The sequence below is a fragment of the Algoriphagus resistens genome (genome assembly GCF_001442615.1).
GTDB lineage: Bacteria > Bacteroidota > Bacteroidia > Cytophagales > Cyclobacteriaceae > Algoriphagus > Algoriphagus resistens.
Genome location: NZ_LMXN01000012.1, coordinates 194,761 through 217,955, shown reverse-complemented (window position 1 = coordinate 217,955; position 23,195 = coordinate 194,761). Strand labels below are relative to the sequence as shown.

Annotated in this window: 28 protein-coding genes and 1 rRNA gene; 15 read left to right on the top strand and 14 right to left on the bottom strand. The window is 41.5% G+C overall.

Annotation, left to right across the window (positions count from 1 at the left end):
- Window positions 1–55 precede the first annotated feature (55 nt).
- The 6 genes from rrf (at window position 56) to AS141_RS19450 (ending at window position 4,522) form a co-directional block, all read left to right on the top strand.
- Window positions 56–167, top strand: a 5S ribosomal RNA gene (gene rrf, locus AS141_RS19475).
- A 121-nt stretch (window positions 168–288) separates the two neighbouring features.
- Window positions 289–1,533: a dihydroorotase gene (locus AS141_RS19470; RefSeq protein ID WP_057939367.1), complete on the top strand. Its 1,245-nt coding sequence runs from the start codon at window positions 289–291 to the stop codon at window positions 1,531–1,533.
- Complete coding sequence (locus AS141_RS19465; RefSeq protein ID WP_057939366.1) at window positions 1,526–2,038, top strand: DUF4199 domain-containing protein; 513 nt, start codon at window positions 1,526–1,528, stop codon at window positions 2,036–2,038. The genes AS141_RS19470 and AS141_RS19465 overlap by 8 nt, the downstream gene beginning before the upstream one ends.
- A 7-nt stretch (window positions 2,039–2,045) precedes the next feature.
- Window positions 2,046–2,594, top strand: a complete 549-nt coding sequence (locus tag AS141_RS19460) for a DUF4199 domain-containing protein (RefSeq protein WP_057939365.1) — start codon at window positions 2,046–2,048, stop codon at window positions 2,592–2,594.
- 3 nt (window positions 2,595–2,597) lie between these two features.
- Entirely contained in the window at window positions 2,598–3,560 is a 963-nt protein-coding gene (locus tag AS141_RS19455) for a glycosyltransferase family 2 protein (protein WP_057939364.1), read from the top strand.
- Window positions 3,560–4,522, top strand: coding sequence for a glycosyltransferase (locus AS141_RS19450; RefSeq protein WP_057939363.1), 963 nt, complete (start codon window positions 3,560–3,562; stop codon window positions 4,520–4,522). Before AS141_RS19455 ends, AS141_RS19450 begins: the two co-directional genes overlap by 1 nt.
- Here the strand turns inward: AS141_RS19450 and AS141_RS19445 are convergent.
- The gene (locus AS141_RS19445; protein WP_057939362.1) at window positions 4,519–5,283 is read right to left on the bottom strand and encodes a class I SAM-dependent methyltransferase; all 765 of its coding nucleotides are present in this window, start codon (window positions 5,281–5,283) and stop codon (window positions 4,519–4,521) included. The genes AS141_RS19450 and AS141_RS19445 overlap by 4 nt on opposite strands.
- Window positions 5,284–5,465: 182 nt before the next feature.
- Here AS141_RS19445 and AS141_RS19440 point away from each other — a divergent pair, with 182 nt between their 5' ends.
- On the top strand, window positions 5,466–6,959 hold the full coding sequence (locus AS141_RS19440; protein WP_057939361.1) for a TolC family protein: 1,494 nt from the start codon (window positions 5,466–5,468) through the stop codon (window positions 6,957–6,959).
- A gap of 11 nt (window positions 6,960–6,970) precedes the next feature.
- On the opposite strand, the gene AS141_RS19435 is transcribed toward AS141_RS19440, so the two are convergent.
- From AS141_RS19435 to AS141_RS26915, 9 genes are all read right to left on the bottom strand, one after another.
- A complete protein-coding gene (locus tag AS141_RS19435) occupies window positions 6,971–7,318 on the bottom strand; it encodes a coiled-coil domain-containing protein (protein WP_057939360.1) in 348 nt (115 codons plus the stop codon).
- A 60-nt stretch (window positions 7,319–7,378) separates the two neighbouring features.
- Window positions 7,379–7,558 carry an Arc family DNA-binding protein gene (locus AS141_RS19430; RefSeq protein WP_057939359.1) on the bottom strand — a complete coding sequence of 60 codons (180 nt, stop codon included), beginning with the start codon at window positions 7,556–7,558 and terminating at the stop codon, window positions 7,379–7,381.
- Between the two features lie 3 nt (window positions 7,559–7,561).
- Window positions 7,562–8,050, bottom strand: coding sequence for a hypothetical protein (locus AS141_RS19425; protein WP_057939358.1), 489 nt, complete (start codon window positions 8,048–8,050; stop codon window positions 7,562–7,564).
- A 2-nt stretch (window positions 8,051–8,052) separates the two neighbouring features.
- Window positions 8,053–8,904: an SPFH domain-containing protein gene (locus tag AS141_RS19420; protein WP_057939357.1), complete on the bottom strand. Its 852-nt coding sequence runs from the start codon at window positions 8,902–8,904 to the stop codon at window positions 8,053–8,055.
- Between the two features lie 117 nt (window positions 8,905–9,021).
- The gene (ftsY, locus tag AS141_RS19415) at window positions 9,022–9,978 is read right to left on the bottom strand and encodes a signal recognition particle-docking protein FtsY (RefSeq protein ID WP_057939356.1); all 957 of its coding nucleotides are present in this window, start codon (window positions 9,976–9,978) and stop codon (window positions 9,022–9,024) included.
- A gap of 91 nt (window positions 9,979–10,069) precedes the next feature.
- Complete coding sequence (locus AS141_RS26090) at window positions 10,070–10,222, bottom strand: DUF4295 domain-containing protein (protein WP_082632367.1); 153 nt, start codon at window positions 10,220–10,222, stop codon at window positions 10,070–10,072.
- Between the two features lie 37 nt (window positions 10,223–10,259).
- Entirely contained in the window at window positions 10,260–10,442 is a 183-nt protein-coding gene (rpmG, locus tag AS141_RS19410) for a 50S ribosomal protein L33 (protein ID WP_057939355.1), read from the bottom strand.
- Window positions 10,443–10,473: 31 nt separating this feature from the next.
- Window positions 10,474–10,716, bottom strand: coding sequence for a 50S ribosomal protein L28 (gene rpmB, locus AS141_RS19405; RefSeq protein ID WP_057939354.1), 243 nt, complete (start codon window positions 10,714–10,716; stop codon window positions 10,474–10,476).
- Between the two features lie 102 nt (window positions 10,717–10,818).
- Window positions 10,819–10,977 (bottom strand): DUF5522 domain-containing protein, encoded by a 159-nt coding sequence (locus tag AS141_RS26915; RefSeq protein ID WP_198293587.1) that lies wholly within the window; start codon window positions 10,975–10,977, stop codon window positions 10,819–10,821.
- Between the two features lie 75 nt (window positions 10,978–11,052).
- Here AS141_RS26915 and rocD point away from each other — a divergent pair, with 75 nt between their 5' ends.
- From rocD to AS141_RS19375, 6 genes are all read left to right on the top strand, one after another.
- Window positions 11,053–12,288 carry an ornithine--oxo-acid transaminase gene (rocD, locus tag AS141_RS19400; RefSeq protein WP_057939353.1) on the top strand — a complete coding sequence of 412 codons (1,236 nt, stop codon included), beginning with the start codon at window positions 11,053–11,055 and terminating at the stop codon, window positions 12,286–12,288.
- A gap of 138 nt (window positions 12,289–12,426) precedes the next feature.
- On the top strand, window positions 12,427–13,080 hold the full coding sequence (locus AS141_RS19395) for an HAD family hydrolase (RefSeq protein ID WP_057939352.1): 654 nt from the start codon (window positions 12,427–12,429) through the stop codon (window positions 13,078–13,080).
- Window positions 13,081–13,083: 3 nt separating this feature from the next.
- Window positions 13,084–14,052, top strand: a complete 969-nt coding sequence (gene hemB, locus AS141_RS19390) for a porphobilinogen synthase (protein WP_057939351.1) — start codon at window positions 13,084–13,086, stop codon at window positions 14,050–14,052.
- Window positions 14,053–14,569: 517 nt separating this feature from the next.
- Window positions 14,570–15,868, top strand: coding sequence for an ammonium transporter (locus AS141_RS19385; RefSeq protein ID WP_057939350.1), 1,299 nt, complete (start codon window positions 14,570–14,572; stop codon window positions 15,866–15,868).
- Window positions 15,869–15,958: 90 nt separating this feature from the next.
- Window positions 15,959–17,143 carry a porin gene (locus AS141_RS19380; RefSeq protein ID WP_057939349.1) on the top strand — a complete coding sequence of 395 codons (1,185 nt, stop codon included), beginning with the start codon at window positions 15,959–15,961 and terminating at the stop codon, window positions 17,141–17,143.
- A 289-nt stretch (window positions 17,144–17,432) separates the two neighbouring features.
- Window positions 17,433–17,717, top strand: coding sequence for a hypothetical protein (locus AS141_RS19375; protein ID WP_157243539.1), 285 nt, complete (start codon window positions 17,433–17,435; stop codon window positions 17,715–17,717).
- A gap of 71 nt (window positions 17,718–17,788) precedes the next feature.
- Here the strand turns inward: AS141_RS19375 and AS141_RS19370 are convergent, their stop codons facing one another.
- A complete protein-coding gene (locus tag AS141_RS19370; RefSeq protein ID WP_057939383.1) occupies window positions 17,789–18,163 on the bottom strand; it encodes a co-chaperone GroES in 375 nt (124 codons plus the stop codon).
- 132 nt (window positions 18,164–18,295) lie between these two features.
- Complete coding sequence (dnaK, locus tag AS141_RS19365; protein WP_057939347.1) at window positions 18,296–20,221, bottom strand: molecular chaperone DnaK; 1,926 nt, start codon at window positions 20,219–20,221, stop codon at window positions 18,296–18,298.
- A 262-nt stretch (window positions 20,222–20,483) separates the two neighbouring features.
- On the opposite strand from dnaK, the gene AS141_RS26665 reads away from it, so the two are divergent.
- Entirely contained in the window at window positions 20,484–20,624 is a 141-nt protein-coding gene (locus AS141_RS26665) for a hypothetical protein (protein WP_157243538.1), read from the top strand.
- A 37-nt stretch (window positions 20,625–20,661) separates the two neighbouring features.
- Window positions 20,662–21,474: an MOSC domain-containing protein gene (locus AS141_RS19355; protein WP_232424967.1), complete on the top strand. Its 813-nt coding sequence runs from the start codon at window positions 20,662–20,664 to the stop codon at window positions 21,472–21,474.
- A 26-nt stretch (window positions 21,475–21,500) separates the two neighbouring features.
- Here AS141_RS19355 and hemE read toward each other — a convergent pair whose 3' ends face one another.
- Together hemE and AS141_RS19345 are read right to left on the bottom strand one after the other, a co-directional pair.
- Entirely contained in the window at window positions 21,501–22,523 is a 1,023-nt protein-coding gene (gene hemE / locus AS141_RS19350) for a uroporphyrinogen decarboxylase (RefSeq protein ID WP_057939345.1), read from the bottom strand.
- 110 nt (window positions 22,524–22,633) lie between these two features.
- The gene (locus AS141_RS19345; protein WP_057939344.1) at window positions 22,634–23,164 is read right to left on the bottom strand and encodes a hypothetical protein; all 531 of its coding nucleotides are present in this window, start codon (window positions 23,162–23,164) and stop codon (window positions 22,634–22,636) included.
- Between the last annotated feature and the right edge of the window lie 31 nt (window positions 23,165–23,195).

Below are 23,195 nucleotides of genomic sequence, written 5' to 3'. Positions count from 1 at the left end.
AAAGTCGGAAGACCGGAGCAGAACTTAAATTATTAAGTGGTTATACCACAAAGATTTAGGCGGCCTGGCGCAGGGGTCCCACCTCTTCCCATCCCGAACAGAGAAGTTAAGCCCTGCAGCGCCGATGGTACTGGGGTTACACCCGGGAGAGTAGGCCGCCGCCTCATTTATTCAAAGCCCTTTGGTTTATTCCTTAGGGCTTTTTTTTGGGTTTATGGAAATCTTATTTTGAAATACTATTTTTCATTTTTGGAATATTATTGCAGCTTTGCATCAAAGTAAATTTTAATGTCTATTTTATTTAAAGGCCTCCGTACTATTGATCCTGCTGGTTTAGAAGAATCAAAGGATTATGTTTTTGAAAAAGGAGCGTTTTCACCAGCTTCTGAAAGCAATACATCAAACTTCGACCAAGAAATCAACGCTTCCAAATGGATAGTATCAACAGGTTGGATTGATCTTAGATGCGGAATGGGAGAGCCTGGACTTGAATATAAGGAGTCTATTGAAAGTCTTGCAGAATCCTTAGTAGCAAGTGGTTTTTCAGCAGCTGTTATCCTGCCCAATACAGAACCTGTAATACAATCTAAAGGTGATGTTGATTTTGTACTGAACCGAGCCAAAAGATATACTCCTGAATTCTTGATTCAAGGAGCGGTTACCAAGAATACGGATGGGGAAAATTTTACAGAAATTCTTGATATGCACCATCAGTCAGGGGTTACTGTTTTTGGAGAAGGATTGAAGTCTTTAGCCAATGGAGACAGATACCTGAAAACCCTCCAGTATCTTCAGAAGTTTAGTGGTGTTCTTTTTGACCATGCCTATGACCCCTTATTGGCTATTTTTGGACATATGCATGAAGGCGAAAACTCAACTATGTTAGGCGTAAAGGGAATTCCAAATCTTGCTGAAGATGTAGCTATTCAGAGAAATCTTGAGATCATTCGCTATACAGGGGGACGGGTCCATTTTCAAACTATCAATACTGAAAAGGGGGTAGGCCTTATAAGAGAAGCAAAGGCTGAAGGATTGAATGTTACTGCGGATGTATCTATTTATCAATTGTTATTCTCGGATGCTGATTTGATGGATTTTGATCCAAACCTTAAAGTTATGCCGCCTTTCCGAGGAGACAAGGACAGAGATGCACTTATTGAAGGCTTAAAAGACGGAACAATTGACGCACTTGTAAGTAACCATCAGCCGGAAGATCGAGATTCTAAATTCATGGAATTTGATCTGGCTAATTTTGGAATGGTAGGGTTACAAACATTCCTTCCTGCAATGGTCTTGCTCGAGAAAGAGCTTGGCTGGGCTCTTTTACTAGAAAAAGTTACAACTGGACCTCAAAGTATACTACCTCATGAGCTAGCTCAGTCTTGGACAATTTTTGATCCAGAAGCCCAATGGACTTACAATGAAAAGTCCAATAAATCCCTTTCTTCTAATTCTCCTTGGTATGGAAAGGATCTAAAAGGCCAGGTGAAATATGTGATTCAAAAAGGGCAATTACTAGAAGTAAATGTATAGATACTTTAGTTCGGCCTACAAATTTGGAAGCATTGCGGGTGCTTTAAGTATTGTAGCTTTTATCGTACTTTCATTCTTATATACAGATCCAACTAATTTAAATCTGATATTCGGGTATGTTATAACCCCGATTGCTATTTTTTTAGCCATCAAATTTTTCAAAGAGTATAGCAATAATGGCTATTTATCTTTTGCAGAGGGTATGTCGGTAGGATTTGTCACCTATTTGTTAGAAGCGGTAATTTCCCTTGTTGGTATTTGGTTATTTTTAATTATACACCCTGATCTATTTGATCAAATTAAACTATCTAAACTTGATGTATTAGGAAAAAGTAGGGATTCAATAGTAGCCCAGGTAGGTGAAAGTTCATTTGATTTGACCTTAGAAAGCATCAAGAATATGGTCACATTGGACATAGCATTGAATGATGCATTATGGAAAATCATCCCTGGCCTGTTTTTTACTATTATTATATCTATTATTTTAAGGAAAAATCCTAACTAACGAACTCATGGAAGAGAAACAATCTCCTTTTCAGGCAGCTATAAAGCCTGGCTTAACAATCGGCTTAGTGTCTTTGGCGCTTACGTTTATAGCGTATTTTATTAATTCTACGCTGCTTGGTTCAGCGTGGTTTGGTCTGGTAGCCATCGTCTTATTCTTTGTTTTGATGATATATTTTGGTAAACAGTATAGAGATGAATTGGGTGGTTTTATGAGTTTTGGAACAGCGTTCAATTTTAGCTTTATCGCCATAGTAATATCAGGTCTGGTGGGATTGGCTGGCCAGATTATTTTGTTTCAGGTGATTGACCCTTCATTAGCCGGAGTATTGGCAGACCAAGCATTTGAAACGCAAATGTCAATGATGGAAAAATTCGGTCAAGACCCAGATGCTATGGATCCTGCGGTTCTTGAGGAAATGAGAGCAGGTAATGCCAATAGCTTTACTTTAACAGGACAGTTGAAGAACTTTGGTTTTGGCCTTATAGTTTATGCAATTATTGCTTTAATTTTGGGAGCAATCCTAAAGAAAAGAGATAAGTCTCTCGATTATTAAATTATGCCTCAGATTTCAGTTGTAGTTCCCGTATTTAACGAGGAGGAGTCGCTGCCTGAATTAACTCAATGGATTAGCCGGGTCATGCTTGATCACGGCTTTTCTTATGAGTTGATTTTTATTAATGACGGTAGTTCGGACAATTCCTGGGGAATTATCAACACCTTGGCGCTGGCGGGAGATGAAATAAAAGGGATTAATTTTACCAGAAACTATGGGAAATCGGCTGCATTGGACGCTGGGTTTAAGAAGGCTTCTGGAGATGTGGTAATCACCATGGACGCAGATCTTCAGGACAGTCCTGATGAGATCCCTGGCCTATTTGTAATGATTACTGAAGGAAAGTTTGACGTGGTCTCTGGCTGGAAGAAAGAGCGACATGATCCCCTAGGGAAAACAATCCCTTCTAGATTTTTTAATGGAGTGACCCGATGGATTTCTGGGATCAAGCTTCATGATTTCAATTGTGGATTGAAGGCTTACCGTCTTAAAGTGGTGAAGAATATACAGATCTATGGGGAGATGCATCGGTATATACCTTTACTTGCCAAGTGGAATGGATTTGGAAGAATAGGAGAAAAAGTAGTGCAGCACCAAGCTAGAAAATATGGCTATTCCAAATTTGGGATCGAACGTTTCTTGAATGGATTTCTGGATCTGATCTCCGTGTCTTTTGTGCATCGTTATAAAAAGAAGCCTATGCATTTTTTTGGGTTCTTGGGAAGTTTTTCTTTTTTGGCCGGTTTTGTGATCACCTGTTGGTTGATCTTTGAAAAAATCTACGGGTTAAGTAAAGGATATAAAGTTAGGGAAATAACAGACCAGCCCTTGTTCTTTTTAGCGTTGGTAGCCTTAATTATTGGAGTTCAGTTATTCGTGACTGGATTTATCGCTGAGCTGATGACTTCCAATCAATCAAAAGATACCGAGTATAAAATTGACGAAGAGATTAACTTCGATTTTTGATGAAGTTCTCGGTAATCATACCGGTTTATAATAGGCCAGAAGAGTTACGCGAATTATTGGAAAGCATCACAAGTCAAAGGGTTGCTGACTTAGAGGTAGTGGTCATTGAGGATGGCTCCAAACGTGATTCCAGTGATATTGTGGAAGGATTTAGTGACAGGCTACCAATTCAGTATGTGGTTCAGGAAAACTCAGGCCAGGGATTTGCACGAAATAATGGGATGAAAGCCGCTGTTGGTGATTTTTTTGTTATCCTGGATTCTGATGTGCTATTACCCCCGGGTTATTTTCAAAAGCTATCACACGCGATTGTAAACCGGGGTCTTGATGCATTTGGAGGTCCTGATGCTGCAGCAGATGATTTTTCAGCTTTACAAAAGGCCATGGACTTTGCCATGACATCTTTCTGGACAACAGGTGGCATCCGGGGTAAAATGAAAGATCCATCAAACTATCAGGCCCGAGGATTTAATATGGGTGTAGCCAGAAAGGTCTTTGAAGCAACGGGAGGATTTGCCGATCCGAACCAAGGGGAAGATATAGAATGGAGTATCCGTATTAAAAAAGCAGGGTTTAAGCTGGAATTAATAGAGGGGGCTTTTGTGTACCACAAGCGAAAAAATACACTGGTATCATTTGCAAAACAGGCATTTTCATTTGGCAGAAACAGGGTGAATGTATCCAGATTCCATCCCGGAGCTATCAAGGTGGTTCATTGGTTGCCAACGGCTTTTTTACTGTTTAGTCTCGCTATCCCTTTTTTCTATTTTGTGAACAAACTGCTTTTTCAACTCAGTGCAGCTATATTTTTAAGCTGGAGTATAGGTGTGGTTTTTTCCTCGGCAATTCAAAACAGCTCGTTTAAAGTCGGAGTGTTGAGCTGGTTTACTTCTGTTTCACAGCTTTGGTCTTATGGACTTGGATTGCCTCTGGAACTGTTGAGGAAAGCAATAAGAGGTTAATCACCTTTCCTGCACACAAAAACAACTTCCTCTGGCGGAAGGCCATGTTGCTTGAGTTTATCAAGGGAGAGCTCTTTTACAAATAAATTTTCTTCGATTAGTAACCCGGATTTCCTGAGACGTTCAGCATAGTCTTTTCCAAACTTACGCACGTGATCCCTCTGCCCAAAAAGACGTTCCCGTTCCGCAGGGTCTTTGATATTCTTGTCCTCTAAGGTTTTTTCGATAGGATAGACGGGCGACTGAAGTATTCCCCATCCATCGGGCTTCAAAACCCGGTTGAACTCCGCACAGGCTCTCAAGTCATCTTCTACATGCTCCAATACATGGTTACAGAAGACTACATCAAAGCTGTTTTCCGGGAATGGGATATCGTGAACATCCATTTTCACCTTCGCCAAAGGGGACTCTAGATCTGCAGTGATGTAGTCGAGGTTTTTGAGTCCCTCAAAACGCCCAATGAAACAATGCTCTGGTGCTACATGCAACACTCGGAGTGGAGCTGAGAAAAAGTCTGTCTTCTGCTTAAGGAAGAGCCACATCAACCGATGACGTTCCAATGAGAGGCAATTTGGGCAAAGTGCATTTGCTCTGGCGATTCTTCCATAGGGCAGGAATTTCTTGTAACTATGGCCGCAAACCGGGCAGGTGACATCATTGCCAGAGTTCATCTGGCCAAAGACTTTCATTACTAATGGACTGACGCGCTGTAACAGTGGTCTGGGAACGTAGCGAATTACAAAACTGATAATTGTTTTCATGCCTGGTTTTAATCTGTCCGCAAGTTAAGCAAAGGGGTAAAAGGAGCGTAATGAATGTGAATCTTTTACTTTTTTAGATTTTTTAGGAATTGAAGTGCAATAAGTTTCTTGTTTGTGCGGAATCAATCAGTATTTTAGTTGATAAGAATAAAGTATCTTTTTCAATTCAAAAAATTGTCCATATGAACTTCAGAAGAATACTTTTTAGTAAAGTCCTTTTTATACTACTTATTTCAGGTGCGACTGTAGGATATGTGGATGCTCAAGAAACGCTGACTTTCACTTTGGAAGAATTGGTACAACAGGCCAAGGATAATTCACCAGCCGCCCTTAGGGCAAAAACCAAGAGGGATAATCTGTACTGGCAATACAGACTGTTCAAATCAAATTATAATCCCCAGCTGAGAATTTCAGGTACAATTCCCCAATATTCCCAGGCGTATAATAATATCACTCAGCCAGACGGTTCGATTGCTTTTCTTCCTGTGAAGCAAAATTTGATGGATTTAAATCTGGGTTTGGAGCAGGTGATAGGACTGACCGGGGGAACAGTTTCGGTCAATACATCAACAAACAGATTTGATGATTTTCTTTCTGGCCCAGGTGAGCAGCAGACTAGATATTCGGGAGTGCCGATTAATGTGGCCTTGCAGCAGCCAATTTTCGCATACAACCAATATAAATGGGCTAAAATGATTGAACCGCTGTTGTATGAAGAGAGTAAGCGTGAATATGTGCAGGAGATGGAGGAGGTTTCCAGATACGTAACCCAGTTGTATTTTGAATATTTAACCGCGCAGGTTGATTTTGAGATTGCAACCACAAATCTGAAGAATACCGAAGATATTTTTCAGATTGAAAAGCAAAGAAATGAGCGGGGAATCACACCCGAAGATGATCTTTTGCAGGTTGAATTAACGGTACTAAATGCGCAGCAGGCTATGGCAGAGGCCCAGCTTTCCTTAGAAAGTGCGGCATTTGCTATGAATTCTTTCATAGGCTTAAATCAGACTTCTAAACTCAATCTTGTTTCCCCAATTAACATCCCAGAGTTTGAAGTGAACGTAGAGCAGGCCATTGACCTGGCATTTCAGAATAGAGCAGAAGCGATTATGTATGATAGACAAAAACTAGAAGCAGAATCACAGGTTGCCGAAGCAAGAGGACAGCGATTCCAGGTTCAACTGAACGCCAGGTATGGGTACAATAATGCTGCATTTAATTTTACCGATTTGTATCAGAATCCCAATACTCAGGCATTGGTAAGCCTGGGATTCTCGGTCCCTATCTTGGACTGGGGGAGAAATAAAGCCAGAATGTCAATGGCGAGGGCAAATCAGGAATTGGTTAATTATACCGTAGCGCAGGAGCTGATCAATTTTGAGCAAGAAATTTTTACGATGGCAAAAAACTTCCAGATGATCAAGCAACGGTTAAATGTCACAAAAGTTGCTGACGATGTAGCCCAGCGACGATACGATATTGCGCTTAAGAGATACCAGACGGGCAATGTGACCATCACCAATCTCAATATAGCCCAAAATGAAAAAGATGCCAATAAGCGAGCTTTTTACACTTCACTGCGGGATTTTTGGATGGCCTATTATGAACTGAGATCGCTCACGCTATATGACTTTGAGAAGGAAGTATTGCTCTATGTTCCCGAGTCAAATTAAAATTTAAAATATCAAAAAGAATTCTCGCTGATGTATTCATTCAGCTTGCCCATCTTTTTCTCCAGCTTCTCCAGTGACTTAGTCTGTTTGTCAATTTTCTTGGTCATTTTTTCGATGTCATTTGGAGATAGTTTTCCGGCGGCTTTTTTCTTATCGAAATCTTCTTGTAAATCCTGACGTTTCTCTAAAACTTTTTCTTGGTCTTCCTGGTATTTTTCCAACTGAGCCTTGGCTTTTTCGACTTTTTCCTGAACCTTGGCGTCTACCACAGTAGTGCTTACTTCTTGTGCTAAGGCTTCAGCAGAAGAGAGGTAAGTCAGTCCGCCCAGAAGAAAAATTGTTACTAGTAATTTTCTCATATTTTTTGGTGATTTATTCTGTTACTGTTTAAAGAGTAAACGCTCTTTCGTTTAGAAAGTTTATTCTGTGTCTGTCTTAGACTTATCTTCTCTCGGAAGTCGATTTGATTTCTTTAGCGCTTCTCTGATGATCCACTCAAGTTGCCCATTGGTACTACGAAATTCATCTGCAGCCCATTTCTCGATGGCTTTCATCATGTTTTCATCCAATCTCAGTGCAAATGCTTTCTTTTTTGACATAACTTATTCCTCCATCCAACTTTCCATGAAAGCTTGTAATTCTTTGGCTTTCATGGTTCCAATTCTGATTTTTTTCTTTTCTCCTACATCCAAAAGAAGCCCTTCGCTTCCCAGAACGGTATAGGCTCTGGTGGTCTTATTACCTTTGATTCCCCATCCACCATAATCCATCACAGGCTGGTAATTTGATACTTCCCAGAATTTAACCTGGGGTTTAGCGTATTTCTTCCATTTTCGGATAAATGGCAGGTAGCGGATTGAAATTTCTTTATCATCAATTCGTGTCTCCAATCTGATAGTGAAGAGCAAAATCAAAAGTAGAGCCATTGTGCTGGATACTACCCCAAGCGCGATAGCCATCTCCAGCTTGTCCTCACTGGTGAAATAAAGTACAATAAGCAAAATTAGGGTAGGGGCTTCCACCAGGATTAAAAAATACATTACCCAGGTGCCAGCGTATGATTGACTTTCTTTGAAAACCCGGTTTGCCATAGCTATTGATTCAATGTCCCGACATTTAGGACTGGGCTGGCGCTCTTGTCTGAGCAAAGGACTACCATTAAATTGGAAACCATTACCGCTTTTTTCTCATCGTCAAATTCTATGATTTCTTTAAGCTTAAGATCTGCTAAAGCCATTTCTACCATTCCGACTGCGCCTTCTACGATCTTTTGCCGGGCTGCCACAATTGCAGTGGCCTGTTGTCTTTGGAGCATAGCAGATGCGATTTCTGAAGAGTATGCCAAATGGGATATTCTCGCTTCGATTACTTTTATTCCCGCATGATGGAGACGCTCACTGATTTCTTGCTCTAGGGAATGGTTTACATCCTCTACCCCGGATCTTAAGGTGATTTCTGCTTCCTCTGCCTCAAAGTTATCGTAGGGATAAAGGCCGGCCATCTTTCGAATAGCCGCATCAGATTGTAAATGGACAAAGTTCTCATAATCATCTACGTCAAAAGTCGCCTTGAATGTGTCTTGGACCTGCCATACCACAATAGTTCCGATCATTACCGGGTTACCGATTTTGTCGTTGACTTTTACAGGCTTGTTTTCAAAGTTTCTCACCCGGAGTGATATTTTCTTTTTTGTCATGAAAGGATTAACCCAATAAAATCCATTGGTTTTTACACTTCCTTTGTAATCACCAAAGAGCAATAAAACCATAGATTTATTCGGTTCTACGATAAAGAATCCTCCAAGACAGATTAGTGCTGCCACTACTGATAAAATACCGACTACTATCATGATTTGCTTGATAAAAAGTACTATCGCAAAAATGATAAGCCCAAGAGCGACCAGGATCATGAAATATCCCGACATTGGTTTTGTTACCTTTTCCATGTTATTATGATGTTAAAATGATATCATAATGAATTACGGAAAAATTTGGAATAAGTTCAAGTTTTGGTAAAAAAAATACCCCGAGGGTGTCGGGGTATTTGTTAATGAATTTTCAATTTACTTTTTCTTGAAGAGTGAATCAACAAATTCCTTACGGTTAAATATCTGTAGGTCAGTCATTTTTTCTCCAACACCAATGTATTTTACTGGGATTTTAAATTGGTCTGATATACCTATTACTACCCCACCTTTGGCAGTTCCATCAAGTTTGGTGATGGCAAGGGAGGTTATTTCAGTTACTTTGGTAAATTCTTTTGCCTGGATAAAGGCATTTTGTCCTGTGGAGCCATCCAACACCAGCAGGATCTCGTGGGGGGCATCAGGAATAAATTTCTGCATAACGCGTTTAATTTTTCCCAGCTCATTCATCAGGTTTACCTTGGTGTGAAGCCGTCCTGCAGTATCGATGATTACCACATCAGCATTAGAATCCACTCCCTGCTTTACCGCATCAAATGCTACGGAAGCTGGATCGGTATTCATGCCATGGGAAACCACCGGCACGCCCACGCGCTCACCCCAAAGGATCAACTGGTCTACCGCAGCAGCTCTAAAAGTATCGGCTGCGCCTAAAATTACAGACTTTCCTGCCGTATGGAAGAGATTGGCAAGTTTTCCGATGGTGGTAGTTTTTCCCACCCCGTTTACGCCTACTACCATAATTACATATGGTTTTTTGCCTTCAGGTAAATCAAAGTCCAGTAGGTCTTGCGAATTGTTCTCTTTGAGCAGGTTTTCAATCTCTTCTTTCAGAATAACATCCAGCTCGGCAGTATTGACATATTTGTCTCTGGCTACCCGTTCTTCGATTCTACGGATTACTTTGATCGTGGTGTCTACTCCCACATCTGAGGTGATTAGAATTTCTTCCAATTCATCCAAAACCTCATCGTCCACTTTAGACTTTCCGACTACGGCTTTACTGAGTTTAGTGAAAATGTTTTCGCTTGATTTCTGAAGGCCTTGATCGAGGCTTTCTTTCTTATCTTTTGAAAAGAAACCAAAGATTCCCATGCTTGTGCGTTTTAAAAGTGGAATATAACGAAAAAGTCCCTGCTGACCGATGGACAGAGGGACTAGAATGCCTTATGTTGTGAGGTACAACTTATTTTTTCAAGGTTTCCTGTACCAAAGGGGAAGGAACCATCTCTTCTCTGAAGGTATAAGCGCCTGTCTTCTCAGATCTTACCGCTTTGATAACTTTGGCGTAAGACACGCCACCTTCTTTTTTAAGGGTTGCTACTACTTTCTTAGCCATGGTCTTGTCGTTTTAACGGAATTGCTTCCGAGCTAGATTACTTAATTTCTTTATGAACAGTTACTTTCTTCATGATTGGGTTGAATTTTTTCAATTCCAATCTTTCGGTCGTATTTTTTCTATTCTTAGTAGTGATATATCTTGAAGTACCTGGCAGGCCAGAAGCTTTATGCTCTGTGCATTCCATAATCACTTGTACTCTGTTGCCTTTCTTAGCCATCTTTGTATTGATTTTAGGGTCGTGACCTTGATTATCTGATTACAATCATCCCGTTATCCTGTGCTTCTTTCAAAACCGCAGTGATACCTTTCTTATTGATAGTCTTCAATGCCTTAGTACAAACTTTCAAAGTGATCCATGCATCTTCTTCTGGAACGTAGAACGTCTTCTTATGAAGATTTGGGTAGAACCTACGCTTAGTTTTGTTGTTTGCATGGGAGACGTTGTTACCTACTCGAGGTCTTTTTCCGGTAATGTCACAAACTTTTGCCATGGTAATGTATAGTAAATTGTATCCGTTTCTGTAATGAGTCTGCAAATATCGGAACTTTTCGGGGATTTGCAACAAAGCATTTCAAAAATATTCCCTTTTATCTCAGGCTTTTGGATAGGGGCAGTGTTTGCATCCGCTCCCGCAGCAATACCCACGTTTTAAGTGGTATTTTTCGGTGAAGACCATCAATCCTTGCTCATTGAAATAAAAGTCTTCCTCGATCAATGTTGGAATAGGAAGAGGCTTCTTGGGATCTTTCATGGTTAGGGCAAAGGCAATTGCTATATTTGGTCTTGGACGACTCCTTATTATATAGTATACAAAATTACAAAAAACATGCAGACTATCACTTCCAGTAAGCAAGCAATAGAATTAGAAGATAACTATGGTGCGCATAATTATCACCCACTACCAGTAGTTCTGGCAAGGGGAGAGGGAGTCTTTCTTTGGGATGTAGAAGGAAAGCGTTATTATGATTTTTTGTCTGCTTACTCGGCAGTTAATCAGGGGCACTGTCATCCCCGTATTAAGGAGGCTTTAATTGAGCAGGCCGGCACCTTGACCTTGACTTCCAGAGCCTTTCACAATGATGTGCTTGGGCCCTTTGAAAAGTATATTTCAGATTATTTCGGTTTTGACAAAGTCCTTCCCATGAACACCGGGGCTGAAGGTGTGGAGACAGCTATTAAAATCGCGAGAAAATGGGGATATGAAAAAAAGGGAGTGGAGGAGAACCGTGCCAAGATAGTCGTGGCAGAGAATAACTTTCATGGAAGGACAACGACAATCATCTCGTTCTCCAACGATGAGAATGCGCGTAAAAACTTCGGTCCTTATACAGCAGGATTTGTCAAGATCCCATTTGATGATAGTTATGCCTTAAAGACAATTCTGGAAGATCCTGATGTAGTGGCGTTTTTAGTAGAGCCTATTCAGGGTGAAGCTGGTGTGTATGTGCCTACGCCAGGTTATTTGAAAGAAGCAAAAGCTGCCTGTGAGGCAAAGAATGTTTTATTTATCGCAGATGAAATACAGACAGGGATAGCCCGCACGGGAAAAATGCTGGCAGTAGACCACGAAAATGTCAGACCTGATATTCTGATTCTGGGAAAAGCAGTTTCCGGTGGATTTTATCCGGTGTCCTTGGTTTTGGCAGATGATGCGGTGATGAATGTGATCAAGCCGGGCCAGCATGGGTCTACTTTCGGGGGCAATCCCCTGGGGGCTCGTGTTGCAATGACAGCGCTGGAAGTAGTGAAGGATGAGAAGCTTGCGGAAAATGCGGAGAAACTTGGAAATCTATTTAGAATGAGGATGCAAAAACTGGTGGAGAAATCAGATCTCCTGGAGTTGGTCAGGGGCAAAGGCCTACTCAATGCTGTAGTGATCGATGATACTGAAGAAAGCAGCACGGCATGGGATATTTGCGTTGCTTTGAAAGGCAATGGATTGCTGGCAAAACCTACTCATGGCAACATCATCCGATTTGCGCCGCCTTTGGTAATGACTGAAGAGCAGCTCCACGAGTGTTGCGATATAATAGAATCAACCCTAATGGATTTTGAACAGTGAGGCGTAGGGAGGATTCTAAGGGTCTAAGGATTAAGTAAGGATATTATCTTCTATTGGCCTCCCGTGTTTCTGGAACCAGGGAGGCTTTTTTGTTGTCTTATGCTTAGTTTTGCATCATTAATAAAACTAAACCAAGACATGTTAAAAGCGGTCATTTTTGATATGGACGGTGTGATTTGTCATACCAATCCATTTCATTCCATTGCATTTCAGCACTTTTTCGCAAAGCGAAACCTTAATCCCACTGAAGCTGAGTATGCAGAACATATGTATGGGAAGAACAATGGTTATATCCTGAGCCATTTCCTTGGAAGGAAAATAGAAGGGGAGGAACTGGCATTGCTTGAAGATGAGAAAGAAGGGTTGTTTAGGGAAATATATAAAGCTGAAGTTGATCCGATTTCCGGCTTTATGGAGTTTTTTGAAAAGCTAAAATCAGCAGACTTGCTTACGGCCGTGGCAACTTCTGCCCCTAAGGCAAATCTTGATTTGATTATCGGTACTTTGGGAATTGGATATCAAATGCAGTCGCAACTTGCTTCTGAAGATGTCGCTAAGCATAAACCTGATCCGGAAGTTTACCTGAAAAGCGCTGCAAAACTAGGGGTGAAGCCTGAAAATTGCCTGGTGTTTGAAGATTCCTTTTCTGGTGCTACTGCAGGTTTAAACGCAGGGATGCGAGTGGTAGGTGTGCTTTCGAGTCACACTAAAGAGGAGTTGCCAAGCTGTGACTTATATATAGAGGATTATAAAAACCTTGATCTTGTCCATATTCAACAACTTTTCAATTAAATCATGCTAAGAAGACCTAGAAGAAATCGAAAATCCGAAGCGGTGAGAAATCTAGTGGAGGAGACTAGTCTTTCTGTCAAAGATCTCATCTTCCCCATGTTTCTGGTGGATGGTGTAAAGAAGAAAGTAGCAATTGATTCCATGCCTAATATATATAGGTACTCCATTGATACCATGCTCAGCGAAATAGAAAGCTGTTTAAAATTGGGGATTCAGGCTTTCGATGTGTTTCCGGCCTATCCTGACAGCTTGAAAGATACAATTGCCTCAGAAAGTTATAACCCCGAGACTTTTTACCTAAAGGCACTTCGTGAAATCAAGAAGCAATTTCCTGAGGTTTGCCTCATGTCTGATGTGGCAATGGATCCATACAGTAGTGATGGCCATGATGGACTTGTGAAGGACGGGAAGATCTTAAACGATGAGACGTTGGAAATTTTGGCCCGGATGTCACTTGCCCAAGCAGATGCAGGAGTCGATATCATCGGCCCCTCGGATATGATGGATGGGCGAGTTGGGTATATCCGTGAAATATTGGATGAAAATGGATATACGGATACGTCTATTATGTCATACACTGCCAAATACGCAAGCGCATTTTATGGGCCTTTTCGGGATGCATTGGATTCCGCTCCTAAGTTTGGTGATAAAAAGACCTATCAGATGAATCCGGCAAACTCTCAGGAGGCACTAGTCGAAGGCGATTTGGATACAGAAGAGGGGGCGGATTTTCTTATGGTAAAGCCGGCGCTCTCTTATTTGGATATTATCAGGCTTCTAAAGGAGAATTTCCCGTTGCCAATTGCTGCTTATAATGTGTCGGGTGAGTATAGTATGGTGAAGGCTTCAGCAGAAAGAGGATGGATTGACAACGATAGAGCCATACTTGAAATATTGCTGAGTATAAAGCGTGCAGGGGCGAAGGTTATTCTTACGTATTTTGCCAAAGAATATGCAAATTTGAGTAAATAGTGAATACAGATCTTTTTTAATGTAAGACCAGACTCGTCTGGTCTTTTTTTTGCGTCGAAGGGTTTTATTTTTACCCGTTGGCATCAAAATTTTATATTTTTTTGGTTCATTGGCGTAAAAAAGTGCCAATTTTTAAAAATTTATATTTTTCGTAAAAAGAAAGGGTTTACTTATAAATCTGTTTTTTCTGAATTTATAGAATATTATTTCAAATAGGCCGTCTGATTTCCAGGAAAGTTTTGAATTGTCCTTATGAGTATCATGTGGAACAAATATTATACCTATTGACCAAATAATATTTTTCAATACAACTAGTTTATAAATCTACTTGATTTGTTCATTTTTTTGCAAAAAATGTAAAATTTGGATTAATTTTTATATTAAAAATTGGTTTTCAATACAATAATTGTAAAAACTGATTTGTTTTTTTAGGAATAATATAATTACATTCGATTCAAGCAAAGTCTCTGAAACCTATCGTAAATTCTGAAAATTGTTCTTTAACTATATCTAACCTATGAAGTATTTCGCAACGCTGCTGGCCCAAGATGTGGCCGCCACAATGGATTTGTCTGCTGAGATCTCGCAAAATATCCTCACGACAAACAATGTTTGGATGATGCTCTCCACCGCCCTGGTCTTTATTATGCACCTGGGGTTTGCTGGTGTAGAAGCAGGGTTTGGCCAAGCCAAAAACACGGTAAACATCCTGTTTAAAAATACGATCACTCCAATCATAGGCATTTTATCCTATGCGTTTGTAGGGTTTTACCTTATGTATCCTGGGTTTGAGGTTCCTGGCTGGTTTGGTTTTGATGCCTCGGGATGGAATATGTTCTGGTTCTCCCCTGGGGATGCAGATGTGACTTCTGGTTACGCTGATGGAGGATACACCTATTGGACTGATTTCTTATTTCAGGCAATGTTTGCAGCTACAGCCGCTACAATTGTTTCCGGAGCTATCGCCGAGCGTGTAAAATTGTGGGCTTATCTCGTGTTTACCCTGATTTATGTAGGCATTGTGTATCCACTGATCGGAAGTTGGAAATGGGGTGGAGGTGCATTGGATGCGATGGGCTTCTATGATTTTGCCGGAAGTACCTTAGTTCACTCAGTAGGTGGATGGGGAGCGCTTGCAGGAGTAATTTTAGTTGGGCCTAGAATCGGTAAATATGTGAACGGAAAGACTGTCGATAAGCCAGGGGCAAGTGTTCCACTGGCGGTAATTGGTGTGTTTTTGCTCTGGTTAGGATGGTTTGGGTTTAACGGTGGCTCGGTCCTGTCTGCAGACCCTGCATTAGTATCGTTTGTCTTGGTTACTACCTGTCTTGCCGCATGTGCAGGGGGGATCGGAGGTTTTCTTGCAGGGAACTTGGTCTTCAAGCGTTTGGATCTTGGTATGGTTCTGAACGGTGTGCTTGCCGGTCTTGTAGGCATTACAGCAGGTGCTGACGTGATCAATCCGCTGGCTGCTGTGTTTGTGGGCTTTGTGGCGGGAATACTGGTAGTGTATTCTGCTGTCTTGCTTGATTGGCTGAAGCTTGATGATGTAGTCGGTGCGGTGTCGGTTCACCTTTCTTGTGGAATATGGGGGACATTGGCAGTAGGTATTTTTTCTACCAATCCTGACCACACGTTCTTAACGCAGCTTACAGGGGTGGCAATATGTGGGGTTACGGCATTCGCTGCGGCATTCCTGATTTTCTTTATCCTTAAAAAGACAATGGGCATTCGGGTCTCTGAGGAGCATGAGCGTAGTGGATTGGATTCACATGAGCATGGAATCCGAGGCTATACCATTGTGTACGACGAATAGTCTATAAAAACATTTCCCTGTCCGGGGAAGGCTCTTTCCCTGGCAGGTTTTATTTGATCAATCCTATTATAAACCATTATTTATTCTAACATGAAAAAAATTAAACTATCCATACTTGCGCTACTGTTATCAGTATCTTTCATGAGTCTTGCGCAGGAAGTCATCATTGTCGAAGAAGAAAGTGAACCTTCTAAATTAACCTTCTCAGGTTCTGTAGATGCCTATTTCAGAACAAACTTCAATGGCCCGAATAAGGGAGAAGATTTTCAGGCCCCTGCCAGTTCCTTTGGCAACCTTCCGGGCTTTTCATTGGGTATGGCAAATATTATTGCCACTTACCAAGGTGAGAAAGTGGGAGCGGTAGCTGACTTGGTATTTGGCCCTAGAGGGGAAGATGCTGTTTTTGGATCCCCAATGTACGCTGGAGGAATGGCGGGCAGTTCGCAGATTGTGAATCAACTTTATGTGTACTGGAATGTGAATGATGTGGTGACTTTGACCATGGGTAACTTCAATACATTTCTGGGTTATGAGGTGATTTCCCCAACAGGTAATTTTAATTATTCCACTTCCTATATGTTCTCCTATGGGCCATTCTCCCATACAGGGTTAAAAGCAGATTTTGCACTTTCGGACAACTGGTCATTGATGGCCGCTGTGATGAATCCTACCGATATGACGGAATTCAATATAGCGGGAACGTATACTCTAGGTGCCCAATTAGGCTACTCTGCTGACGCAGGTAGTGCATATCTGAACTTCGTATATGGCGATCAGGACGGTAAACTAGAAGACGATGGATCTCTGGATGTAGATCAGGCGTCCATGGGAAATACATTCCAAGTTGATTTGACGGCTGGTGTTGATTTATCAGAGACAATCTATTTAGGTCTAAACACGACATATAATACGACTTCAGCGGGTGAGTTCTACACAGGTTCGGCTGTTCAGGATGCCGATGGTGATGGAGCTGGGTTTTTTGGGGTTGCAGGATATTTGCAGGCTACTACTTCTGAAATGTTTTCCATCGGTCTTCGGGGAGAATACTTCAGTGTATTCAATGGAGGGCTGGATGAAGTTGTAGGGTTAAATGGAGCTGGTGATGGCAATGTCTTTGCTACGACACTTTCTGGTAACCTGAGAATAAATAAAAATCTGACGATTATTCCTGAGTTGAGATTGGACTCTATGAGTGAGGACTTCTTTAAGGATAATGATTTGAACGATTCAAAGAGCCTAGCGTCATTTATGCTGGCAGCAGTATTTGCTTTCTAAAAATATAAACAGGGTCTATTGTTAATCTAAAGCCGGGATGATTTTCATCCCGGTTTTTTATTTTGCCTATATTATTGTTATAAAGTAGGGTCTACAGGGACCGTAACTTATGTGAAACTCTGTTTAGAGCTGAATTTTAGGTTCTAAAATAAACAGTAAAAAATAAGTTTATTTATAATTTGGAAAATATAATTTTATCATTTGTCAAAAAATATACATTAAGTACTGATTTAGTGTAACATTTTTCTGTTTCGCAAGTATAGAATAGTAAGTGTAAAATATACTTGTTATGAAAAAGACAGTCTTAGTATTTGCGATTATGTTGTCCGCATCGGTAGCGTTCTCTCAGTCTACCTTGAAAGGTCCCAAAGCTAAAAATGCCACGCCGGCAGAAAGGGTCGCCCATGCCTCTGCTTTGCAGTTTTATTCCGAGCCAGCTGAGGCGAAAGGTCCGGCTGCCAAAAATAAGAAGGTGTGGCAAGGAGAAGATGTAACAACCAAAACTGTGTTTGTGAGAAAAGAGCAGCCGCTGAAAGGTCCTAAAGCCAAAAACAAAAAAGTATGGAAGGATTGATTTTTCTTTCCTGCGGATAATTAATAAGCTTAAATGAGAAAAGCCCGGAAGCAATTCCGGGCTTTTCTCATTTAAAGATCCTGTTCTCTTTCGAGCATTAGTATAGCTCCTTGGGACACGATGAAGTACTTATCGCCTTCGTAAATCACCTCATGAGCTCCGGAAAGCAGGAATATTGCGAGATCTCCTTCTTTGGCCTGAAGCGGAACGTATTTCACCTTCTCTTCAGTATCCATCCAAGGTTCGTGATCTTCGGAAGCTACCGGGATTGGGTATCCGGGTCCAGCTTTGATTATATAGCCCTGTTGTACCTTTTCTTTTTCCTGGACACCAGGAGGCAGGTATAATCCTGATCCGGTTTTTTCATTGGGCTTTTTCAGGCGTATTAAAACCCGGTCACCAACTATGATGAGTTTCTTTAATTTATTGTCAGAAGTCAATTGTATGGACATGATGTTTTGAGATTGGGATGTAAGAGCGAAGAACAACAATTCCAAAATCTTTGTACCCGGCTCTGAAACTAAAATGGCATCTGCTTTTACACAGATGCCATTTTGAATTGGTTCAGCTTTTAGCTATTATTTTTTTTCTTCTTCACTTACTTCTTCGTAGTCGACATCAGAGACTCCGTCACCAGCTTCAGAAGAAGCTGCGCCAGCATTTGGATCAGCACCTTGGGCGCCTGCTCCTTCTGCTCCGGCAGCATTGTACATTTCTGTAGAAGCAGCTTCCCAAGCTTTATTCAATCCTTCCATTGCTGAATCTATCCCTTCAAGGTTTTGGGACTGATGAGCAGTTTTCAAGGTTTCTAAAGCCGAGCTGATTGCAGTTTTGTTTCCTTCGGAAAGTTTATCTCCGTATTCTTTCAATTGCTTTTCAGTCTGGAACACCAAGCTATCTGCTTGATTCATCTTATCGATTTTCTCTTTTTCAGCTTTATCAGAAGCTGCATTTGCTTCCGCTTCAGACTTCATTCTGTCGATTTCTTCCTGAGAAAGTCCTGAAGAGGCCTCTATTTTGATCTTCTGCTCTTTGCCGGTTCCTTTGTCTTTTGCAGATACGTTTAGGATACCGTTGGCATCGATGTCGAAAGTTACTTCGATTTGAGGCACGCCTCTTTGTGCAGGCGGGATATCAGAAAGCTGGAATCTACCGATGCTTCTGTTGTCCTTAGCCATTGGTCTTTCACCTTGAAGAACATGAATATCCACAGCTGGCTGGTTGTCCGCAGCAGTAGAGAATGTTTCAGATTTCTTGGTAGGGATAGTAGTATTTGCCTCGATCAATTTGGTCAATACCCCACCCATTGTTTCGATACCTAGAGAAAGCGGAGTAACGTCCAATAGAAGAACATCTTTCACTTCACCGGTCAATACACCACCTTGAATGGCGGCTCCAATAGCTACTACTTCGTCAGGGTTTACGCCTTTAGAAGGTTTCTTGCCGAAGAATTTCTCAACTTCTTCCTGGATTTTAGGGATTCTTGTAGAACCACCTACCAAAATCACTTCATCTATATCTGAAGGACTCAAGCCAGCGTCTGCCAAAGCTTTCTTACAAGGCTCCATGGATCTTCTTACCAGATCTTCAGAAAGTTGCTCAAATTTTGCTCTGCTCAATGTTCTTACCAAGTGCTTTGGTCCGGTTTGGGTAGCAGTAATATAAGGCAGGTTGATCTCAGTAGAAGCAGAGCTGGAAAGCTCGATTTTTGCTTTTTCAGAAGCTTCTTTCAACCGCTGAAGTGCCATTGGATCTTGTCTAAGATCAATTTGCTCCTCAGATTTGAACTCTTCAGCCAACCAGTTCATGATCACTTGGTCAAAGTCATCACCACCTAGGTGTACATCACCGTTAGTGGATTTTACTTCGAAAACCCCGTCGCCAAGCTCCAGTACTGAAATATCAAATGTACCACCACCAAGGTCATACACAGCGATTTTCATGTCCTGATGCTTTTTATCCATCCCATATGCCAAAGCTGCTGCAGTCGGCTCGTTGATGATACGCTTCACTTCAAGACCAGCAATTTGGCCGGCTTCTTTGGTCGCCTGGCGCTCTGAATCGTTGAAGTAAGCAGGCACAGTGATCACTGCTTCAGTGACTGTCTGCCCCAAGAAATCCTCCGCAGTAGTCTTCATTTTCTGAAGGATCATTGCAGAAAGTTCTTGCGGAGTATATGATCTGTCACCAATCTTCACTGCGATCGTGTCATTGGATCCTTTTTCTACTTTGTATGAGGCGTGTTTTTTCTCTTCCGAAACTTCAGAGAATTTTTTACCCATAAATCTTTTGACTGAAGAAACGGTGTTGGCGGGGTTGGTAATCGCCTGACGTTTGGCAGGATCACCTACTTTGCGCTCGCCATTTCCGTTGTCAAGGAAAGCCACAATAGAAGGTGTGGTTCTTCTTCCCTCACTGTTTTGAATGACTACAGGTTCGTTACCTTCCATCACTGCCACGCAGGAGTTGGTTGTTCCTAAGTCAATGCCTATGATTTTTCCCATGATTATATGTTTTTAAGTTATTTCAAATTGATGCTCTTTCTCCCTTTCTTCAATGGATGTGCCATCCGGGATTTTAGAGAGATTTGTGTCACATTGGCAGAAAAGTTGACATGAAAAGCATAAGAAAAATACTGAAGTGTCATTTTTCCGTTCGGATGAAATCTCCAAACTGACAGTTTATAGAAAAACATGTACTTCGTTGCAACCATTTGTCCGGCTACTGCATCTATCTAGTAGAATGAAACTTTTTTTAAAGGAAAATATGAAAGAAAGATGCCGATGGAGTCTGGCGATTTTGCTGGGAATGGGGATTCTTACTGCCAACAGGGAATTGGAATTAGTGCATTCTGTGTGGGGATTTCTGAAAGAGCTGATTCCTGAGGTCGGAAATTTTTTTCTGTGAAATAAGAATTTCCGGGACAGAGACTTATTTTTGGTACATGCTAGATTCTCTGATTGTTCAAGACTTGTACATTTATCCGATCAAGTCGCTTGCAGGAATACGTGTTGCTGAAGCTGAAGTGGAGGAAAGGGGTTTTGAGCTTGACCGTAGATGGATGCTCATTGATGAGTCAGGTAGATTTATCTCACAGCGCACCTTTCCGCTTATGGCGATGCTGCATGTGGAGATAGGCACAGACTCACTTTCTGTTTATCATCTATCGGAGCCTGACGATTTGATCCATATTCCTTTTAATGCAGAAGGTAATGAAATACCTTCGGTGACAGTCTGGGATGATGAGATGCCGGCTCAATTGGTCAGTCCCCAAATTGATCGATGGTTTAGCAAAAAGCTTGGAGTGACTGTTCGTTTGGTAAAAATGCCTGATTCTATGGAGAGGAAAGTAGATCCAAGGTATGCTGTGAATGGAGAATCAGTGAGCTTTGCAGATGGAATGCCCTATTTGCTCATCGGTCAAAGTTCCCTGACAGATCTTAACTCCCGATTAGAAGTTCCTGTACCTATGGACCGTTTTCGGCCAAATATTGTCTTTTCGGGTGGAGAATCTTTTGTAGAGGATTCTTGGAGGAAAATACAAATCGGCGGGGTGGACTTTCAGATAATAAAACCCTGTGCCCGCTGTATAATGACTACTGTTGACCAAGGTACTGGCATTAAGACTGCTGAGCCTCTGAAAACTTTGGCTACCTACAGGAAAATGGGGAACAAAATACTTTTTGGACAAAATATGGTCGCAGTATCAGACGGGGTTATAAAAGTCGGAGATGAAATTAAGCCAGTATTTAAATAATTTAAGGAGCACAGCAGCTCCTTAAATTATTTAAACGCTTTCACTGTCTCGATAAAGACTTTGACCATTTCAGGGTTAATATCCGGATATACTCCATGACCAAGATTGGCAATGTGTCTGGTACCCCGGAATTGTTCCATCATCTCGATAGTCGCTTCCCGCACCTGATCGGCAGTACCGTACAGGGCAGCAGGATCAAGATTTCCCTGTAATGTTTTATCCAAACCAATCAATGTTCTTGATTCTGCAATTCCCATATTCCAATCCAGACCGATCGTCTCGCAGTTCAATTTCCCCATTTCCTCTCTTGCAAAGAATGCCCCTTTGGCAAATACGGTTTTTGGAACTGTGGTTATGGCATCACAGATCTGTGATATATAGGGTAAAGAAAATTCCAAGTATTGCTTAGGCCCCAAAATTCCCGCCCAACTGTCAAATAGTTGAACCAATTGTGCTCCTGCTTCGATCTGAGCCTTTAGGTAATTGATGGTGCTATCAGTGATCAGCTGGAGCAACTTATGGGAAAATGCCGGTTGCGTATAAAGCATTTCTCTGGCAGTAGAGAATGTCTTGCTGCCATGTCCTTCCACCATGTAGGAAAAAATAGTCCAGGGCGCACCCGCAAATCCAATCAGTGGTACCCGGCCATTCAAAGCTATTTTGGTGATACTAATAGCATCGGTCACATACCGGAGTTCTGTCCCGTCAGAGAGATGCAATTTCTTTAGATCGGCTTCTGATCGTACGGTATTGGGGAAAAACGGGCCTCTTTTTTCTACCATTTCATAAGGTAATCCCATCGCTTCGGGGATTACCAAAATGTCTGAAAAAATAATAGCGGCATCTACTCCCAATAGATCGACCGGCTGTATAGTCACCTCAGCAGCAAGTTCGGGAGTCTGCGCAAGCTCAATGAATCCGCTGACACTTTCTCTTACTTTTCTGTATTCAGGTAAAATTCTCCCGGCTTGGCGCATCAGCCAAACTGGAGTTCTTTCTATTGGTTCGCCTTTGGCGGCACGAAGTAGGAGGTCGTTTTTCAACATGATGCAAAGATAAGCTCCAAATTATTTTTGGCAGGTAAAATAAGCACATAAAAAAACTGGATCAATGAAGAATCAATGATCCAGCCTGTGGTAATCAGTTGGTTTAGGGGAATTTATTTCTTTGGCTCCAGTTTTACGAAGTCTTCCTCTGAAATATTCAGAAGATCCATAGTTCCTTCATAATCCGTGAAATCCACTCGGGCATTGGCTAGATCTGATGGAAGCACAACCACTCTAAATGTGACGCCAGTGGTATAATAGGGATCTAAGGTGGAGAAATCTATCGGCGAATTGTCCATGAAGATGCTAAAGTCATCTAATGTATAATCAAAATTGTACACTAAAATCTCATTGCCAATATAGAAAGTCTGGGGCAAAAGCCTCCAGCCATAAGTTTCTAGTTCTATGGGATTCTCCTCTAGCATATAGACCAATACTACATCTCCATCGACTAAAGGTTCAGTAAAATCAAAGAACGCGCCGTAATCATCTTCGGCAGTAAAGTCAACTTCCACTTCGTAAGTCGTGCCTACTATGTTGGTTCCTGGTTCCCCGGGTACGCCTTGTGGCCCTTGAGGTCCTTCACATGCCTGGAATACGAACATCCCAAATAGAGCCAAAATTAATAAGTTGATATTTTTCATAGCGTAGTTTTTAAGATCAGTATGAGGTTTT

What these genes read in the sequence shown, in the direction of transcription:
- AS141_RS19470 (WP_057939367.1), top strand. Translation starts at nt 289, where the DNA reads ATGTCTATTTTATTTAAAGGCCTCCGTACTATTGATCCTGCTGGTTTA.
- AS141_RS19465 (WP_057939366.1), top strand. Translation starts at nt 1,526, where the DNA reads ATGTATAGATACTTTAGTTCGGCCTACAAATTTGGAAGCATTGCGGGT.
- AS141_RS19460 (WP_057939365.1), top strand. Translation starts at nt 2,046, where the DNA reads ATGGAAGAGAAACAATCTCCTTTTCAGGCAGCTATAAAGCCTGGCTTA.
- AS141_RS19455 (WP_057939364.1), top strand. Translation starts at nt 2,598, where the DNA reads ATGCCTCAGATTTCAGTTGTAGTTCCCGTATTTAACGAGGAGGAGTCG.
- AS141_RS19450 (WP_057939363.1), top strand. Translation starts at nt 3,560, where the DNA reads ATGAAGTTCTCGGTAATCATACCGGTTTATAATAGGCCAGAAGAGTTA.
- AS141_RS19445 (WP_057939362.1), bottom strand. Translation starts at nt 5,283, where the DNA reads ATGAAAACAATTATCAGTTTTGTAATTCGCTACGTTCCCAGACCACTG.
- AS141_RS19440 (WP_057939361.1), top strand. Translation starts at nt 5,466, where the DNA reads ATGAACTTCAGAAGAATACTTTTTAGTAAAGTCCTTTTTATACTACTT.
- AS141_RS19435 (WP_057939360.1), bottom strand. Translation starts at nt 7,318, where the DNA reads ATGAGAAAATTACTAGTAACAATTTTTCTTCTGGGCGGACTGACTTAC.
- AS141_RS19430 (WP_057939359.1), bottom strand. Translation starts at nt 7,558, where the DNA reads ATGTCAAAAAAGAAAGCATTTGCACTGAGATTGGATGAAAACATGATG.
- AS141_RS19425 (WP_057939358.1), bottom strand. Translation starts at nt 8,050, where the DNA reads ATGGCAAACCGGGTTTTCAAAGAAAGTCAATCATACGCTGGCACCTGG.
- AS141_RS19420 (WP_057939357.1), bottom strand. Translation starts at nt 8,904, where the DNA reads ATGGAAAAGGTAACAAAACCAATGTCGGGATATTTCATGATCCTGGTC.
- ftsY (WP_057939356.1), bottom strand. Translation starts at nt 9,978, where the DNA reads ATGGGAATCTTTGGTTTCTTTTCAAAAGATAAGAAAGAAAGCCTCGAT.
- AS141_RS26090 (WP_082632367.1), bottom strand. Translation starts at nt 10,222, where the DNA reads ATGGCTAAGAAAGTAGTAGCAACCCTTAAAAAAGAAGGTGGCGTGTCT.
- rpmG (WP_057939355.1), bottom strand. Translation starts at nt 10,442, where the DNA reads ATGGCTAAGAAAGGCAACAGAGTACAAGTGATTATGGAATGCACAGAG.
- rpmB (WP_057939354.1), bottom strand. Translation starts at nt 10,716, where the DNA reads ATGGCAAAAGTTTGTGACATTACCGGAAAAAGACCTCGAGTAGGTAAC.
- AS141_RS26915 (WP_198293587.1), bottom strand. Translation starts at nt 10,977, where the DNA reads ATGAAAGATCCCAAGAAGCCTCTTCCTATTCCAACATTGATCGAGGAA.
- rocD (WP_057939353.1), top strand. Translation starts at nt 11,053, where the DNA reads ATGCAGACTATCACTTCCAGTAAGCAAGCAATAGAATTAGAAGATAAC.
- AS141_RS19395 (WP_057939352.1), top strand. Translation starts at nt 12,427, where the DNA reads ATGTTAAAAGCGGTCATTTTTGATATGGACGGTGTGATTTGTCATACC.
- hemB (WP_057939351.1), top strand. Translation starts at nt 13,084, where the DNA reads ATGCTAAGAAGACCTAGAAGAAATCGAAAATCCGAAGCGGTGAGAAAT.
- AS141_RS19385 (WP_057939350.1), top strand. Translation starts at nt 14,570, where the DNA reads ATGAAGTATTTCGCAACGCTGCTGGCCCAAGATGTGGCCGCCACAATG.
- AS141_RS19380 (WP_057939349.1), top strand. Translation starts at nt 15,959, where the DNA reads ATGAAAAAAATTAAACTATCCATACTTGCGCTACTGTTATCAGTATCT.
- AS141_RS19375 (WP_157243539.1), top strand. Translation starts at nt 17,433, where the DNA reads ATGAAAAAGACAGTCTTAGTATTTGCGATTATGTTGTCCGCATCGGTA.
- dnaK (WP_057939347.1), bottom strand. Translation starts at nt 20,221, where the DNA reads ATGGGAAAAATCATAGGCATTGACTTAGGAACAACCAACTCCTGCGTG.
- AS141_RS26665 (WP_157243538.1), top strand. Translation starts at nt 20,484, where the DNA reads ATGAAAGAAAGATGCCGATGGAGTCTGGCGATTTTGCTGGGAATGGGG.
- AS141_RS19355 (WP_232424967.1), top strand. Translation starts at nt 20,662, where the DNA reads ATGCTAGATTCTCTGATTGTTCAAGACTTGTACATTTATCCGATCAAG.
- AS141_RS19345 (WP_057939344.1), bottom strand. Translation starts at nt 23,164, where the DNA reads ATGAAAAATATCAACTTATTAATTTTGGCTCTATTTGGGATGTTCGTA.